Source organism: Pseudoalteromonas sp. NFXS53 (assembly GCF_056629255.1).
The window spans coordinates 167,536-185,250 of sequence record NZ_JBWVBR010000001.1 but is presented as its reverse complement, the minus strand read 5'-3'; the positions used below and the strand labels follow the sequence as shown (position 1 = coordinate 185,250).

Annotated in this window: 10 protein-coding genes; 4 read left to right on the top strand and 6 right to left on the bottom strand. The window is 36.9% G+C overall.

Annotation, left to right across the window (positions count from 1 at the left end; translation table 11 throughout):
• The first annotated feature begins 231 nt into the window (after positions 1-231).
• Positions 232-1,581, top strand: a complete 1,350-nt coding sequence (locus AC1HJP_RS00755; protein ID WP_480359704.1) for a class II 3-deoxy-7-phosphoheptulonate synthase — start codon at positions 232-234, stop codon at positions 1,579-1,581.
• Positions 1,582-1,691: 110 nt separating this feature from the next.
• Here AC1HJP_RS00755 and ppsR read toward each other — a convergent pair whose 3' ends face one another.
• On the bottom strand, positions 1,692-2,501 hold the full coding sequence (gene ppsR, locus AC1HJP_RS00750; RefSeq protein WP_480359703.1) for a posphoenolpyruvate synthetase regulatory kinase/phosphorylase PpsR: 810 nt from the start codon (positions 2,499-2,501) through the stop codon (positions 1,692-1,694).
• 138 nt (positions 2,502-2,639) lie between these two features.
• Between ppsR and ppsA the strand changes: the two genes are divergently transcribed.
• Positions 2,640-5,018 (top strand): phosphoenolpyruvate synthase, encoded by a 2,379-nt coding sequence (gene ppsA, locus AC1HJP_RS00745; protein ID WP_480359701.1) that lies wholly within the window; start codon positions 2,640-2,642, stop codon positions 5,016-5,018.
• Between the two features lie 367 nt (positions 5,019-5,385).
• A complete protein-coding gene (gene ydiJ / locus AC1HJP_RS00740; protein WP_480359700.1) occupies positions 5,386-8,421 on the top strand; it encodes a D-2-hydroxyglutarate dehydrogenase YdiJ in 3,036 nt (1,011 codons plus the stop codon).
• A 64-nt stretch (positions 8,422-8,485) separates the two neighbouring features.
• Here the strand turns inward: ydiJ and AC1HJP_RS00735 are convergent, their stop codons facing one another.
• Positions 8,486-9,697: a tyrosine-type recombinase/integrase gene (locus tag AC1HJP_RS00735; protein ID WP_480359699.1), complete on the bottom strand. Its 1,212-nt coding sequence runs from the start codon at positions 9,695-9,697 to the stop codon at positions 8,486-8,488.
• A 191-nt stretch (positions 9,698-9,888) separates the two neighbouring features.
• On the opposite strand from AC1HJP_RS00735, the gene AC1HJP_RS00730 reads away from it, so the two are divergent.
• Positions 9,889-10,395: a DUF4240 domain-containing protein gene (locus AC1HJP_RS00730; RefSeq protein WP_480359697.1), complete on the top strand. Its 507-nt coding sequence runs from the start codon at positions 9,889-9,891 to the stop codon at positions 10,393-10,395.
• Here the strand turns inward: AC1HJP_RS00730 and asd are convergent.
• The 4 genes from asd to AC1HJP_RS00710 form a co-directional block, all read right to left on the bottom strand.
• Positions 10,392-11,501 (bottom strand): aspartate-semialdehyde dehydrogenase, encoded by a 1,110-nt coding sequence (asd, locus tag AC1HJP_RS00725; protein WP_480359695.1) that lies wholly within the window; start codon positions 11,499-11,501, stop codon positions 10,392-10,394. The genes AC1HJP_RS00730 and asd overlap by 4 nt on opposite strands.
• A 212-nt stretch (positions 11,502-11,713) precedes the next feature.
• Positions 11,714-14,428 carry a TonB-dependent receptor plug domain-containing protein gene (locus tag AC1HJP_RS00720; RefSeq protein WP_480359694.1) on the bottom strand — a complete coding sequence of 905 codons (2,715 nt, stop codon included), beginning with the start codon at positions 14,426-14,428 and terminating at the stop codon, positions 11,714-11,716.
• Positions 14,429-14,503: 75 nt separating this feature from the next.
• On the bottom strand, positions 14,504-16,159 hold the full coding sequence (locus AC1HJP_RS00715; RefSeq protein WP_480359693.1) for a hypothetical protein: 1,656 nt from the start codon (positions 16,157-16,159) through the stop codon (positions 14,504-14,506).
• 227 nt (positions 16,160-16,386) lie between these two features.
• Positions 16,387-17,688 (bottom strand): tetratricopeptide repeat protein, encoded by a 1,302-nt coding sequence (locus tag AC1HJP_RS00710; RefSeq protein ID WP_480359692.1) that lies wholly within the window; start codon positions 17,686-17,688, stop codon positions 16,387-16,389.
• Positions 17,689-17,715 lie beyond the last annotated feature (27 nt).

The following is a 17,715-nucleotide window of genomic DNA, read 5'->3' as shown; positions in this document are numbered from 1 at the left end:
CTGCACCTTTTAATTTATAACTAAATTGTATGATGTGTTCTTAATTGTCGTGTTATCAGCCTTATGATGTGTACCGTGAATCCCGTTTGGCTTTGATAATTAGCTGTAACTCAATGCTTACGTCTAGTAGGATACATTGTATGTTGTGTTCTTTTTGGGTGCTTTAACTATTGAGTTCATAATTGCAATGTTGTAAGTTGTTCGTGTTCAAATTAAATATAGGAATGAGGAATGAACAACTGGAACCCAAATAGCTGGAGAGACTTCCCAATAGTCCAGCAGCCTGAATATCCGGATCAGGCACAATTAAAACAAGTAGAAAAACAGCTAAATTCTGCGCCACCTTTAGTATTTGCAGAAGAGACAAGAAGCTTATACAAAAGCCTTGCTGATGTGTGTGAAGGTAAAGCCTTTTTGTTACAAGGTGGTGATTGTGCTGAGTCATTTTCAGACTTTAGTGCTGCAAATATACGAGATACATTCAAAACACTACTTCAAATGGCTGTTGTATTAACATATGGCGGTAAGTGTCCTGTTGTGAAAATAGCTAGAATGGCAGGGCAATATGCCAAACCAAGATCATCAGATTATGAATCAGTTGATGGTGTCTCATTACCATCTTACCGTGGTGATATTGTAAACAGCTTTGAATTTACTGAATCTGCACGTATACCAGATCCAAACAGATTAATGACTGCATATCATCACAGTGCAGCAACATTAAATTTATTAAGAGCATTCGCACAAGGTGGTTTGGCAGATTTACACCAGGTGAACCGTTGGAATATGAGTTTCGTTGCAGCGAACCCGCTAAAAGAAAAGTTCCAGCAGCTAGCAGATAGAATCCAAGATGCGCTTCAGTTTATGGAAGTGTGTGGAATAGACTCGACTGTAGCTCCAAGTTTGAAAGAAACGTCACTTTATACCTCGCATGAAGCTTTATTATTAGGTTATGAAGAAGCACTTACAAGAAGAGATCACCTTACCGGTGATTGGTATGACTGTTCATCGCACTTTGTATGGATTGGGGAGCGTACTCGACAATTAGACCATGCTCATATTGAGTTTTTCAGAGGTATTAAAAACCCAATAGGTGTTAAAGTCGGTCCAGGCATGAAACCAGACGAGCTTATTGAATTAATCGACGCATTAAACCCAGATAATATACCAGGTCGTTTAACACTTATTACAAGAATGGGCGCAGATATTCTTCCTGAGAAGCTTCCAGCACTCGTAAGAAAGGTACAAGAAGAAGGTCGTAAAGTGATTTGGTCTTCAGATCCAATGCACGGCAATACTGAAAAAGCGACTACGGGCTATAAAACTAGAAGCTTTAACAATATCTTACGCGAAATAAGTCAATTCTTCGCTGTACATAAATCAGAAGGCTCATACGCAGGTGGTGTTCATCTAGAAATGACCGGTCAACACGTAACAGAGTGTACTGGAGGTGCATATGGTTTATCTGATGAAGATTTAGCACAACGATACAGAACTCAGTGTGATCCGAGACTAAATGCAGACCAAGTTTTAGAACTAGGTTTCTTAGTTGCTGATTTATTGAAAGATGCAAGAAAATAGTTTTACTATTGATTGAACAGAGTATCAATTAATTTTTAAACCCCACATATTATATGTGGGGTTTATGTGTTAAAAATTATCTAAAAATTTGAAAAGTCTAGATTAAAAGACTAGTACTTGCGCCTCACTAACCCAGCTTCAGAAATAATTTTTGCCGAAATCTCTTCTACTGAATGTTTTGTTGAATTAAGAAAAGGGGTCTTATGCTTTTTGAAAAGCATTTCAACTTCTCTCACTTCAATACGACACTGACGTATTGACGCATATTTTGAATTAGCCATACGTTCTTGTCGAATTAAAGAAAGCCTCTCGGGATCGATTGTTAACCCAAAGAGTTTATTTTTAAATGGCAATAAACATTTAGGAAAGTTGCCTTTTTCTAGATCATCTTCCGTCATCGGGTAATTCGCAGCTTTAATACCATACTGCAAAGCCAAATAAAGACTTGTCGGTGTTTTACCACTACGACTCACACCAACCAAAATGATATCTGCTTCTTCGTAGTTCTTTATGTTTGCACCGTCATCGTTTGCTAATGCGTAGTTAACCGCGTCAATCCTAAAGTCATAACTTGATTCATGTATTGAGTGAGTTCTATGTATACGGGGGACCGGTTCTGTTTTTAGTTCTTTCTTAAGAACATGGCTGGCTAATGTTAAGAAGTCATAACAAACAGCATTACTAGATAAAATAATATCGGACAATTCCGGATTAACGAAGGTGAAAAATACTAAAGGGGTTTCACCATCTGCGCTAACTGTATTATTGATTAATTCTTTAATTTCTTTTGCTCTTTCCACTGTTTCTACGAAAGGAATGGTTTTATGTTGAAATTCAACAGGAAAAAGTGAAAGAGTCGCATGACCAAAAACTTCAGAGGTAATGGCTGTTCCATCCGAAATATAAAAAGCAGTTCTCATAAATAAGCCTAATGAAATTTGTTTATTTTCCTTATCGCGGTTTACGCGACTAGCTTTGCCAGTGTAGAATGCACTCGACTATACTAATGGTCAAACAATCTCTCACATTTATTACAATTTGTTTATGGAGACAGTTCCGTGCAAGACTACGTTCTCTGGTATCAAGAGTTAGGTATGCAAGATGTACCTCGAGTGGGTGGCAAAAATGCGTCACTTGGGGAAATGATTTCAAACCTAGCAAACGCTGGTGTACAAGTACCAGGCGGATTCGCTACAACCGCCGAAGCCTTCAATGAATTTTTAGAGCAATCAGGCTTAAACGAAAAAATTCACAAAATCCTAGACACATTAGACGTTGATGACGTTAACACCCTCGCAAAAGTAGGTGCTGACATTCGTCAATGGATCATCGATACACCATTCCAACCAGAACTAGATAAAGCTATTCGCGACGCATATAACACGCTCCATGGTGATGCATCAGCAGACGTTTCTTTCGCAGTTCGTTCATCTGCAACTGCAGAAGATATGCCTGACGCATCATTTGCAGGTCAACAAGAAACATTCTTAAACGTACGTGGTATAGATGCCGTAATGGTTGCTATTAAACATGTATTTGCTTCATTATTTAATGACCGAGCCATTTCATATCGAGTTCACCAAGGTTATGACCACCGTGGTGTAGCACTTTCAGCCGGCATTCAACGTATGGTGCGTTCTGATAAAGCATCTTCAGGTGTAATGTTCAGTATCGATACAGAATCAGGTTTTGAAGATGTAGTATTTGTTACATCAAGCTATGGCCTAGGTGAAATGGTTGTACAGGGTGCTGTTAATCCTGATGAATTTTATGTTCATAAGCCAACATTAGCTAAAGACAAACCTTCAGTAGTAAGAAGAAACTTAGGTTCAAAAGCAATTCAAATGGTTTATTCAAGTGACGAGTCACATGGTAAACAAGTAGAAATTGTTGATATGGAACCAGAATTGTCAAACCGTTTTTCAATCACAGACGAAGAAGTACAAGAACTAGCTAAACAAGCCGTGATCATCGAAAAACATTATGGCCGTCCGATGGATATCGAATGGGCAAAAGATGGCAACGATGGAAAACTTTATATTGTTCAAGCACGTCCAGAAACAGTTCGCTCTAATGAAGATGCGAATATAATGGAACGCTTCCAGCTAAAAGCACAGTCAAATGTTATTGCAGAAGGTCGTGCTATTGGTCACAAAATTGGTTCAGGTGTTGTACGAGTACTTAACTCAATCGAAGAGATGGACAAAGTACAAGTTGGTGATGTTTTAGTTACTGATATGACTGACCCAGATTGGGAACCAATCATGAAACGTGCAGCTGCGATCGTTACAAACCGTGGTGGTCGTACATGTCACGCAGCAATCATTGCTCGTGAACTTGGTATTCCGGCAGTAGTTGGTTGTGGTAACGCAACAGACTTAATCACCAATAACCAAGAAGTAACTGTTTCTTGTGCTGAAGGTGATACGGGCTATATTTACGAAGGCAAACTTGATTATGAAGTAATTACTTCTGAAATTGACTCTATGCCTGATTTACCAATGAAAATCATGATGAATGTTGGTAACCCTGATCGTGCGTTCGACTTTGCCAAATTACCACATGCAGGTATAGGTCTTGCGCGTTTAGAGTTTATTATCAACCGTATGATCGGTATTCACCCTAAAGCTTTAATCAACTTTGATACTCAACCAGCTGATTTACAAGCTGAAATCAAAGAAATGATTGCAGGTTATGCTTCTCCAGTTGAATTCTATATCGAAAAATTGGTAGAAGGTATTGCTACTTTAGGTTCAGCATTTGCACCAGAGCGCGTTATTGTACGTATGTCAGACTTTAAGTCGAATGAATATGCGAACTTAGTTGGCGGTCAGCAATATGAGCCAGAAGAAGAAAACCCAATGATTGGTTTCCGTGGCGCATCACGTTATATTTCTGAAGATTTCCGCGAGTGTTTTGCACTAGAATGTGAAGCAATTAAGCGCGTTAGAAATGGCATGGATTTAACAAATGTTGAAATCATGATCCCATTCGTGAGAACTTTAGAAGAAGCTGCACAAGTAATTGAATTGCTTGAAGAGCATGGTTTAAAACGTGGTGAAAATGGCTTAAAAGTAATCATGATGTGTGAATTACCATCAAATGCATTACTAGCAGAAGAGTTCTTAGAATACTTCGACGGTTTCTCTATTGGTTCTAACGATTTAACTCAGTTAACATTAGGTCTTGACCGTGACTCAGGTTTAATCGCACACCTTTTCGATGAAAGAAACCCTGCAATCAAAAAACTTTTATCTATGGCTATTCAAACAGCTAAAGCGAAAGGCAAGTATGTAGGTATCTGTGGCCAAGGTCCTTCAGATCATGAAGATTTTGCTGCTTGGCTTGTTGAACAAGGTATTGATTCTGTATCTTTAAATCCTGATACAGTACTAGAAACTTGGTTGTATTTAGCTGATAAGCTTAAAGCAAACTAATTGTAAAGCCGGCATCAGCCGGCTTTTTTCATTTTGCTTTGTCTAATCTATAGCAAACATCTCTAAAAATACGCTGTAATTTCTTCAAATAAACTCTCGCTTTAGGGTAATAAGAAGAAAAACACATTAGTGCAGCCAAACCAAATATGATTGAAGGCCCGGGCACAACAAAAAAGATAATTGCTAATATTACAAATAGACAACCTAAACTCAAAGTAAGAAATTTCTTCATAGCAGCCTCCTGTATTAAATAATAGCAAGTTAAATATAATTTTCTGTTTCTAACTGTAACAAAGAATATAAAACTCAATTTTCTTAACATTCTACCGTGATACAATAGAGCCATAAGTAATAAGTAAAAGCCGTCATGATTGCTCAAATTTCTCAACAAGATAACGCAAATGAATTAATCAATCGCTATATAGATAAGCTTAAAGGTTCAGGCTTTACAGGTGATCTTGATACCAGTTACGCAACACGTATTGTTAATTCAACTGATAACAGTATTTATCAAGAAGTCCCTCAAGCTGTCGTTTTTCCAAAATCAAATAAAGATATACAAACAGCACTACAAATAGCCAACCAAGATCCATTTTTGTCTTTAACTTTTGGTCCAAGAGGTGGAGGCACTGGCACTAATGGGCAATCGCTTACACCCGGCATCATTCTAGATTTATCACGACATATGCGTGAAATTATAGAAATAAATGAAGAAGAAAAATGGGTCAAAGTTCAAGCGGGTGTGATTAAAGATCAGTTAAATGATTTTTTAAGACCCTATGGATATTTCTTCGCCCCAGATTTATCAACGAGTAATAGAGCGACAATTGGCGGCATGATAAATACTGATGCTTCTGGCCAAGGTTCGTTAGTATATGGAAAAACCAGTGATCATGTTTTAGGGTTAAAATCATATCTTGTTGATGGCACCGAATTAAACACAAGTAAAATTACTAAAGAACAAGCTGAGTTATTAGCAGAACAACAAACAAGTACGTCATCCGTATATAAGCAAGTACTTACTTCATGTGAAAGTAACAGAGAATTAATTCTGAAGAAATTCCCGAGACTCAATCGCTTTTTAACTGGTTATGATTTAGAAAATGTTTTTAATGAAGAATTATCAACATTCGATTTATCTAGAGTTATAACAGGAAGTGAGGGCTCACTAGCGATAGTTACAGAAGCAAAACTTAATATTACACCTATTGCACCATTTAAAACTTTAATAAATATAAAATATGATAGTTTTGATTCTGCACTCCGTAATTCTCCATTTTTAGTTGATGCCGAAGCAACATCCGTAGAAACCGTAGATAGTAAAGTTCTTAATCTAGCAAAAGAAGATATTATCTGGCATTCAGTTTCAGACCTTATTCAAGATGTCCCTGACAAAGAAATGTTGGGTTTAAACATGGTTGAATTCAATGGAGAAACAGAAAATGAAATGGATGACAAAATTAATAACCTTTGTAACAAACTTGACTCCCTTATCGAAAATAAACAAGCAGGTGTTATCGGTTATCAACTAACAAACGATAAATCTGAAATTCTAAAAATTTATGCGATGCGTAAAAAGGCAGTCGGGTTACTTGGTAATACAAAGGGAAAACAAAAACCTCTCGCTTTCGCGGAAGATACGGCCGTTCCTCCTGAAAATTTAGCAGACTTTATTTTGGAATTTAGAACATTGCTTGATAGCCATAATCTACATTATGGTATGTTCGGTCATGTTGATGCAGGTGTATTACATGTTAGACCAGCACTCGATATGTGCGATCCAGAACAAGAAAAGTTATTGAGAAAAATTTCTGATCAAGTCGTATCACTTACAGCTAAATATAATGGTTTAATGTGGGGCGAGCATGGTAAGGGCTATCGCAGTGAATATGGTCCTGAATTTTTTGGTGAAGAACTTTTTAACGAACTTAGAAAAATAAAAACAGTGTTCGATAAAAATAATAGACTAAACCCTGGAAAAATTTGTACGCCAATAGAAAGTAAAGACTCACTTGTTTCAGTTGATGGACAAAAAAGAAGTTGGTTTGATCGCAAAATAAATGTAAGTGTTAAAGACAGTTTTGAAAATGCGATGAATTGTAATGGTAATGGACTTTGTTTTAATTATGATGATGACACACCAATGTGTCCATCTTATAAAGTGACAAAAGATAGACGTCATTCACCAAAAGGGCGAGCATCATTATTTAGAGAATGGTTAAGACTTCAAGAAGAGCAGGGCGTTAATCTTCTAGAAGTTGAAAAGCAATTAATTAATAAAGAAAGTGATACTACCTGGTGGGAAAGGTACCGAAACTCTGGCTCTAATAATTACGACTTTAACCACGAAGTCAAAGAAGCGATGGATGAATGCTTGGCTTGTAAAGCATGTTCTTCAGCCTGCCCAATCAAAGTGGATGTTCCTACATTTAGAGCTCGATTCTTAAATTTCTATCACAGTATTTATTTGCGACCAGCGAAAGATTTACTGGTTGCTAATGTTGAATTAACAGCGCCATTAATGTCTAAATTTCCAAGACTAAATAATTTTATTGTTAATAACTTTCCTGGTAAACAATTCATAAATAATGTAATTGGCTACGTAGATACACCTAACTTGAGTGTACCTTCAATATCTGAACGTATAAAAACAAAAAACAAATTTGATTTAGAAACGATTAATTCACTTTCTGAATCTGAAAGAAATAATTCAGTTTTAATCGTGCAAGATCCATTTACGAGTTTCTATGAAGCAGAACTTGTTAATGCGACAATTAAACTTATCGAAGCATTAGGTATAAACGTTTTTGTTCTGCCATTTGTTCCAAATGGAAAACCTCAACACGTTAAGGGTTTTCTTAAAGAGTTTAAAACGACTGCAAAAAATTCAAGTCAGTTTTTGAATCAAGTTGCAGAATTAAACATCCCTATGATTGGTTTAGATGCATCATTGGTCATGGTATATAGAGACGAATATAAAACAATTTTAAACTCTGAAGATAGAGGTCGTTTTGAAGTTAAGCTTGCACATGAATTGTTTGAATCATTTGATTTTAGTGAGCTAAAGATAAACAGCTCAGAAAAGTTCACTTTGTTGTCGCACTGTACTGAAACAACGGCTATGCCGTCAGCATCAAAAACTTGGAAAAATATTTTTTCTCAGATAGGCTTAGAGTTACATACTCCCACAACTGGTTGCTGTGGTATGGCTGGTACATATGGACATGAAAAGCAAAATTATGAAAAGTCGAAGTTGTTATATGAGTCTTCTTGGAAAAAGAAGATAGAAAATGAACAATTGGATACTATTTTGTCAACTGGTTTTTCTTGTCGTTCACAAGTTAAACGATTTGAAGGGAAAAAACCACTTCACCCAATAGAATTAATTGCTTCTAAACTTTAAATATATGAGTAATGTGGTTGAAATAATTCAACCACATTCAATTTAATATAATCAAAATATGCTATTATAAAGTTCTCTTAGAGCCAGACTTTGCACGATCTGACACATTAGTTTGTATATAAATTTGGTCAGTCGTGGCAATTTTAGAATGACCAAGGTCTTCTGATAAATGTTTCAGTGGTCGATGTTTTGCATCATGCGTTGCACCTGTATGACGAAGCCAATGTGATGTAGCAGCTTTTAGTTGTTCTGATTCATCATCGAATCCATCTTTTTCTAGTTTTTCGATTGCAAGATCAAAACTTTCTTGAACAATTCTTCGGATCTGCCTGACATTCATACCACCTTGACCACGCAATTTATGAAGGATAGGGGATGGATCATCAGCGCGAGGTAAAGCTTCAAACCCTCTATGGATTCGATATCTTTTTAAATACTCTAAAAATTCCACGCTTAAAGTAACATCTCTAAGTTTGTTACCTTTACCCATCACACGCAAAAACCAATAATTGTCTGAATCTTGCCAAAAATGACTCATAACTGGTGACCACTGAGGCCTATCTGATAATTCTGAAATTCTAAGATATAAACCTTTTAAACAAGCTAACGTGAATAAATTCCTTTCGAATTTTGGCTCTTTTACGCATTTATCTTTTGTCACACCGAAGACATATTCCCATTGAAGGTCACTTAGAGTATCCGGCATATTGATTTGAGATTGCACAACTAAATATGGAGAATTTTTTTTAACTACAGGCACATAGTTAAAAGCTGATTTTTCTTCTAATTGTGCAAATTTATAAAATACATTTAACGCAGTAAACATGGCTGCAAGCGTTTGTTGACTGACACCATTTTCTTTTTCTATAAAAGGACGCCATTTTTCATTAATGCATTTTATGCCGTCTTTATCTTTAAACCGCCATTGTACAGAGTTTGTCGACCAAGCTTTTTCCGGCTTAACCATGAAATCAACGTAAGCTTCGATGTCTTCACGCTTTAAATTGAAAACTGATGACTTTGTAAAATACCAAGACCATAGATAGAATCGTTCGATTTCATTTCGAAAACGATTGAATGTTGCCTCAGATTTTCTTCCGTAAACATACAAAAACTTTAATAAAAATTCGTAATCCGAAGTTATAAAGCCATGTTTAGAGTTCAAAGCTGTAAGTAGAGATTCTAATTCAGGATATTCGGTTCTAAGGGTAGCATCTTCAACATGGGCAATCATATATCTTAATTGCTTTACAGTATCAACTAACGGGAAAATCATATTAAGTCCGATATTGGTTAGTATTGGACATAGTTTAGAGATTTAGAGAGGCTATGTAAACTAAAGTTTTTAACCCAGACTGCTCTTAAATATATAAACATCATAATTTAACATAACGTAAATTATAGGAAATTAACTATAGTTGAATTAAATGGTAAAATTCGTCTTCTCTTACTAGTTGGCCTATAAAAATGAATGAACAAACCTTTTGGGAAATTTTAGAAAAAGTAAATCAATCTCCAGAAGAACCAAATGAAACACTCAAATCCATTTTAGCTAAATTAACAAGCAATGACATCGAAGGCTTTGATACAATTTATACAGAAAAGCTTAGAAGTCTTTGGCATTGGGATAACTGGGCGGTTGCATTTATTATATGTGGTTGTAATACAGAGTATGATTTTTTAGATTTTTGTAATTGGTGTTTATTACAAGGAAAAGAATTTAATATAAAACTAACTAGTAAACCAGACGAGCTGTTCGATTATAATTTTCCAATTAAAGATATTTTACCTTACCCTTATATTGACGAACTTGATCTAGTACCAGGTTTATTATTTGAAGAACTAACTGGTGAAGAATTACCTTATCATCAAGTAGTTAACTTTCAACCTAAGGGAAAAAGGTTTAAAAATAAACCTAAGTCCCTTAAAGAAAATTATCCAAACTTATTTAATAAATTTTGGAAAAAGAATTAACCTATAATAATTCTTAACATTCTTCTTAATGGTTCAGCTGCTCCCCAAAGTAGCTGATCACCCACAGTAAATGCACTAATATATTTCGGACCCATAGTTAGTTTTCTAATACGTCCAACTGGTATATCTAATGTGCCAGTTACTTTTACAGGTGTTAATTCTTCTGCTGTAATATTTCTATCATTTGGAATAACACGAACCCATTCATTATGATTAGCAAGAATGCTTTCGATCTCTTCTACGCTTAAGTCTTCTCTTAATTTAATGGTCATTGCTTGGGAATGACAACGCATTGCGCCAATTCTTACGCATAGTCCATCAATTGGAATTGGTGAACGACTGGAGCCTAAAATTTTGTTTGCTTCTACTTGCGCTTTCCACTCTTCTTTTGACTGGCCAGATTCCATTGGCACATCAATCCAAGGGATTAAACTTCCAGCAAGCGGCACACCGAATTGATCTTTAGGTAACGAATCAGATTTAATTTTCTCTGCGACTAGTTTATCAATTTCAAGTATTGCTGAACTTGGATCATCTAACAGAGACTTAACTTCTGAATTAATTTCACCCATTTGTGTGATCAGCTCTCGCATATTACGCGCACCAGCACCAGATGCTGCTTGGTAAGTCATTGGAGAAACCCACTCAACTAAATCACGTTCGAATAGGCCGCCTAATGCTAATAGCATTAATGATACGGTACAATTTCCGCCTACAAAGGTTTTAACGCCCTGCTCTAACCCTTGCTTAATAACATCGTTATTAACTGGATCTAAAACAATAATGCTGTCGCTTTCCATTCTAAGAGCAGAAGCTGCATCAATCCAATATCCACTCCAGCCTGACTCCCTTAAATGTGGATAGACAGATTTTGTATAATCACCACCTTGGCAAGAAATAATAATGTCCATTTGGGACAAAGCAGTAACGTCATTTGCATCAAGCAACGGTTTAGGCGTGCCAGCAATGTTAGGTCCTAATTGACCAGTTTGAGAAGTTGTAAAAAAATGCGCTTCAATCTTATCAAAATCATTTTCTTGCTGCATACGCTCCATTAAAACGGAGCCAACCATACCACGCCAACCAACGAGTCCTACTTTATTCATAGTCTTTTACCTTGTATCAAATTATTTAGAATCATTGCGTGAGTCTAGACGTCTAAAACTAGCAAAAATCGACAAATATCACTAGCTTTATCTGGTAAAATTCAAAAACTTTCATCTATTTAATTTTAAAAACAATTGTAAGATGTGTTCTTATTGTGTTTAAAAATAAGCCCACTCACTTTAGTGGGCTTACTGACATTTTTTTACTCAGATTAGAATTCCATTGAAACATCTAAGCTGATTTGTTGAGCCATTTCTTTTTCTCGGATCACAACGTTATTTTGTTGTACTTCAAAGTTCTGACCTAATAGATTCTTCACTTTAAAAGTAACCGTTGTATTAAAGTTCGGATAATAACTATACACAAGGTCTAACGAGTTTATCGGCTGCTCATAAGCATCATCAAAATCATTAACACCTGCTGCTAAAATACGATCACCAAATACATTATAAATTACTGATGCCTGGTGATTACCATTATGTGAATCATAGTTAAGTTGGAAGTTAGCTACATACTTAGAATGACCTGTCATTCTGCGTTTGAGATTTGTAAGATCTCCCTTGTCAGCTTCTAATATTTCAACTTCAGAATCACTTAACGTTACGTTACCTGATGTAAATATTGCGCCACCTAGTGCATCAGCAGATAACTCAAGCAACCACTCAGCTTCAATACCATATACAAAGGCCGTATCAGCGTTGTCGAACTCTAAAGTGAAACGACCATCCGCTTCTGTTAACAAGGCTTCAATTGGTTTATCGATGTCTTTATAGAAGGCGCCGATTGAATAATTGTCACCATTTTCCATATAAAACTCGGCTCTGAAATCAAAGTTATCTAAATAGCTTGATTCAAGCGTTGGATTGCCGAGTGTACGATAATCTGTTAATGGATCTTGGTACTGAACTGGTGTTAATTCACGCAAATCTGGGCGTACAATTGTTTGACCATAACCAAATCGTAACTGATAAGACTTATCGCTATATGTGACAGAGAATGAACCAAAGAAATCATCTTCCATCACACTCGCTTGTTGAATAGCTTCTTCACTAAGTTTATCAGCAAGTAATGCTGGATCAAAAATAGAGCGAGAATATGCCAGTGCTACCTGGCGGAAGTCTTCATAACGAACACCACCAGAAAAGCGCCATTTTTCGCCCATTAGATAATCAAAGCTACCAAAATAAGCATCAATTTTCTGAGCTGCTAGATAATCATCTGCAGCCGGCTCTTGGAAAAGAAGTTCAACATCTGTCATATCAACAGTTGAATCATCCCTGAAGTAAGATCCTATTCCTAAAGCTTGAGTTGGCGTGTCAGCAAGAGATAGGCTTTCATTTTGACCAAAGCGATATTTTAAGAAATCTGTACGGTAATCTCGCGTTTTATCGACAAAGAAACCACCACCTTTTAGCTCTAACTCATGGCCATCAAAGTAAAAAGCTTTACTGGCATTCCAACCAAAGTTTTCTACTTCATCTTCCATCGCTACGTAACGATATAAATAAGGATTACCGCCTGAACTACCGGTATAAACCGTTTCTGAATATTGACCATTTACGTATAAATCACGTACTGATACTTCTAATTCGCTTGGAATATCAGTCGTTGCGGTTGAATCTGTGTAATGCCAATCGACACCTACACCATCAAGTAATGACCAAGTTAAATTATGTGTACCTCTAAGCTGAAGGATTTCAAGTTCACGTTGTTCAAATGAAGTCAGGTTTTTACGTGTAACTTGTCCACTTTCTATACTTAACGACTTTGATGGTTCTTGATACATTGCATATGACGCTTCATTCTCGGTGTCACGAAGCATCATATAACCCGCATTGATATCGTGTCCGTCAAGTTTGTAACCAACATTTAATGAGGCATTTAGTTTGATGTTGTTCTTGGTAGATTGTTTTTCTTCTTTTGCAGAATAACAAGTGAACGTATCTTTACTACACTCTAGTTCCTCAGTGTCTTTTGTTGCCAAAACTGAATTGAACTCTGTGCTATTAGACCATTCATTATCATAGGCAACAGAAGTTAAGAAACCTAGTTGACCACCAAAACCAAATACATCATCGAAACGATCACCAAACACAACTTTTGCACCAAAGTCAGGATCAATGCTTTTTTCGACCATTCCGAAATCACGAGGTAATGCTTTGATTAAACCCTTATTAAGTGCAATTGCAGCATCTTGGCCTATGTCTGAACCCTGCATTTTAGATTCTACTTGACGTATATTGCGCACAGACAAATCAGATAAGCCATTTATGTAGGTATTTAATGCCATTTGAATTTCTGCCGGCATTTGACGAAGACCATCGTCTTTACCTAGCCAGTCATCATCACTACCGTTATAAACTAGGCCAGTATCATTAGTGTCTTTATAAGCACCACCTACCTCAATTTTAAATACTCGATCCGATGGAATACTTTTAGTACGAATATTTACATCACCACCACCAAATGCAGCTGGCATATCTGGTGAATAAGCTTTTTGAACAGCAAGCGATTCGATAATACTAGAAGGGAAAATATCGAGTGGAATAACATTTCGGGTTAAATCAGGACTTGGTACGATTGCACCATTTAAGCGAACACTTGAATATCGTTCACCCAAGCCACGTACATAGATAAATTTATCATTTACCAAGCTTAAACCTGTTACACGGCGAAGTGCCGACGCAGCATCACTATCTCCGGTTCTTGAAATCTGTTCAGAACCCATGATATCTGCAACGAACGCTTGATTTTTACGCTCTTCAATAACAGCGCTCGCGCTTCCTTTAAGGCGACTACCAACAGCAACAACTTCTTCAATTTCTTGTGCAGTTTCATCTGCAGCTAAAACCTGTGATGCTGGTGCCAATAAAGAAAGTAAAGATAAGGTAATTAAATTTGCCTTAAATTGCTTTATTGGTTTCATTTTTAATTCCTCTAAACCAAATTGATTCAACAAGGGCGCAAAAGTGCGCCCTATCAGTTTATTTTGTGGTTTAGATTAGTTTTTACGTGCCATAGACGCTTTTACAAACTCAACCCACTCGTCGCTAGCGCCTTCACCGATTGCACCGATGAATGCAACATCGTCGAAGAATGAGTTGTCAGCATTCAGTTTTGCTGACTCGATAGCAACCGCATTACCATCTTTATCAGTAATTGTGCCTTTAGTCGTAACACCGTCTTCAGCAAGTACATTTGAGAAATCAGCAAAGCCGATTAGTTTGTTCATTTCACCAGCTAAGAACCACTGCTCAATATCGAAACCTGCTAGGTCACCAGTAAGGGCAGTGTTAATTTCTTCGAAGTTTAAACCACAAGCGAAGATAGAGTTCGAGAACGAAATGTCACCAGCTTTAGCATTTGCGTGAACACCCGCTTCATGTGATTGGTCTTTATCATTGAATAGGTCAAAACAACCTGCACCAGATTGAGTAGAAGAGTTAACAAATAGCATATTAACTAATTTCGCTTTGCCCCACTCTTTCATTTCCATACCAGCACCTGTGTTTTTACGTGCTTCAGCATCTACTTTACCATTTGTAACAACAGTAGCGTTTGCAATAGTAGGGAATGAAACAGAAGTTACTAATTCAGAGTCTGCACTTGGCGCTTTCTTAGCACCATCAGTTTCAAAACCATGGTTACCATGCTCTTTTGAATGAACTAAAATGAATTGGCCATTACCTTTCCAACCCTCATCCCAGTCAATACCATCATCCACTGATTCTGTGATAACAATGTGTTTGATATCTACAGAGCCACCGAATAATTCGATACCATCATCAGCACCATTATGGACATGGATGTATTCGATCTCAGTACCTGAACCAACTGCGTTAAGTGTAAGACCATTTAGTTCATTATCTGGTGTTACTTCGTAACCAGCGTATTTGATAACAACATGTTTTAATGTACCACTGTCGTCAGCTGCATCATTACCGCCGTAGTAAGAAACAATACCTTCTGCTTTGTGGTTACACTGACCAGCTTCAGCATCAGCTTTAGCACAACGAATTGATTGGCCCATACCGTTAATTTGAATACCGCCCCAGTCACCAATTTGTGCAGTCGTTGAATCGTCACCGTCAATGTCGCTGATACTTGTAAATACGATTGGCTTATCAATTTCACCGATTGCTTCGATGTTTGCACCACGTGCAATACGGATAAAACTTTCTGGCTTAGTGAAGGCAATGTTTACACCCGCTTCGATTGTTAAAGTAGGACCGTTGACATCAATCACGCCGCCTTTTGATGTATCTACATCTGCACCGATGAATAACTCACCTTCAAAAATGTGTGCACCGCCATCTGGTAAAGCAGGGATTAAGAAAGAAGCAGTAATATCTTTTGCGTTACTTGCAAATGCTTGGCTATACACACAATTTTTGTTTGCGTCATCTGCCTTACCTTTAAACTCAACACCATCCATTGTGTATGACGCACATTCAATTGCAGTAGCTGGAGGAGTTGTAGTACCGCCGCCATTATTTCCTGAGTTATCACTTCCAGTGTTATTTGTTACATTGCTGGTAGAGTTGTCTACTCGGTTATCATTTGTTGTTGGTGTTACGTTGATATCACCACCGCCACAACCAGCAAGTACAAGAGCAGAAGTAATTAGGCTAGCTTTAAAAAACCCAGAAAGTTTCATTTTAATCTCCAAAAATATAATAAGTCGTTATAAGCGCAAAAAAGCTTGATGCATAAAGTAATGGAGATTTGTTACTGTTGGGTTACATTAAATATAAAGTTAGATGACAGTATTAATACATCTTTGTGAATGGAATATTTATTAAGGAATAAAATTTTAATTGATTATAAATAGAAAAAGCCGTGATAGTTAAACTAACAACGGCTTTGGTGTTGCGATTCTTTAATTTATAAAAGCGCTTGCTTTAAGCTTTCTGAGTGTAATTTCTCTTTTTTGACAAACTTGATCCATTGTTTAGCAAGTCTCGAAGATTTTTTATGCTTTTCAGCTTGCTCAAAAGCCAAAATGGAGGCGTCAAAATTTTCAAGGTTGTACTGTGCCATACCAAGTGCTACGTATGCATTTGCTTCAAAATTGAGCTCGCCTTTATCCAGGGCTTCCCTAGCATAATCTGCAGCTTCTTCAAACTGCTCTAAGTTCAAATAAACCTCAGCTAACCTTTGAGAATAATTACCATGTTCAACCTTAGCAGCAGCCTGCTTAAAGTGTGAAATGGACTTTGCATCCTCTTTAGCTTGTACAAAAGCCTCTGCGATGAATGCCTGGTTTTTTGCACTATTTTCAATTTTACCGCTCGATATGCCCTCTTTTAAGACCGCGGCAGCCTTATAGTTCAGACCATTGTACATATACACCTGGGCTAACTGCATGATCTCGTTTTTAGAACGAATAAAACCTTGTTGCTTGGCAGCCTCTAATATAGCAAGTTGTTTTTTTCCATCGCCCACTTCGCCATACATGCCACCGAGTTGTACCCAATACTCAGGCTTATTATAAAGTTTAACCATTTTTTCAAGAACTTGAACCACTTGCTCAGGTTGATTCAAAGAATAATAAAGCGCACGTTGTAAAACCAACCAATTCTCTTTAGGTTGTTCGCCTTGGCTTTCAGCAAAACTTATCGCAACATTTATGCTTTCTAGCGCTTCACTATATTGCTTTTGCAGGTAATGCGCGTTAGCACGTAAAACATAATAACTGTTTGCAATCGGCTTCGTGTTACCCAATTTCCACTTATCAAGATACGAAATAACCTTCGGATAATCATTGTTTGCCATGGCAAGCTGAGCAAGACTAAAAGTCGTAGACTGCCTTAATGATTCTGGAATTTGTTCTTCTGAAATCACTTGCTCAAAAGATTCAATGGCCTTATCTAACTTGTTTTCGTTATAGTAAATAAAACCATAGAAGTTATACATCATCGCAACTTCGTAAGCATTCATACTGCTTGCTCTTGCTTTGATGTTGTCTAACGCTTCTAGGCCTTCTTGTACCTTACCTTCATCAGCCAGTTTTTGAGCTCTTGCTAATTGGCTATACACTTTGTTCCTAAGTGCAGGCACTCGTTTAGTTTTAGTTTCTGCGTAAACTGTATTGATGTCAGTGAAAGGCGTAACCGATAATAAACTTGGTAAAACTGACGCTGATAAAACAATACTAACGGTTAAAGTTAACTTTCTAATATTCATTTATATTTCCTCTCAACACACACAAAA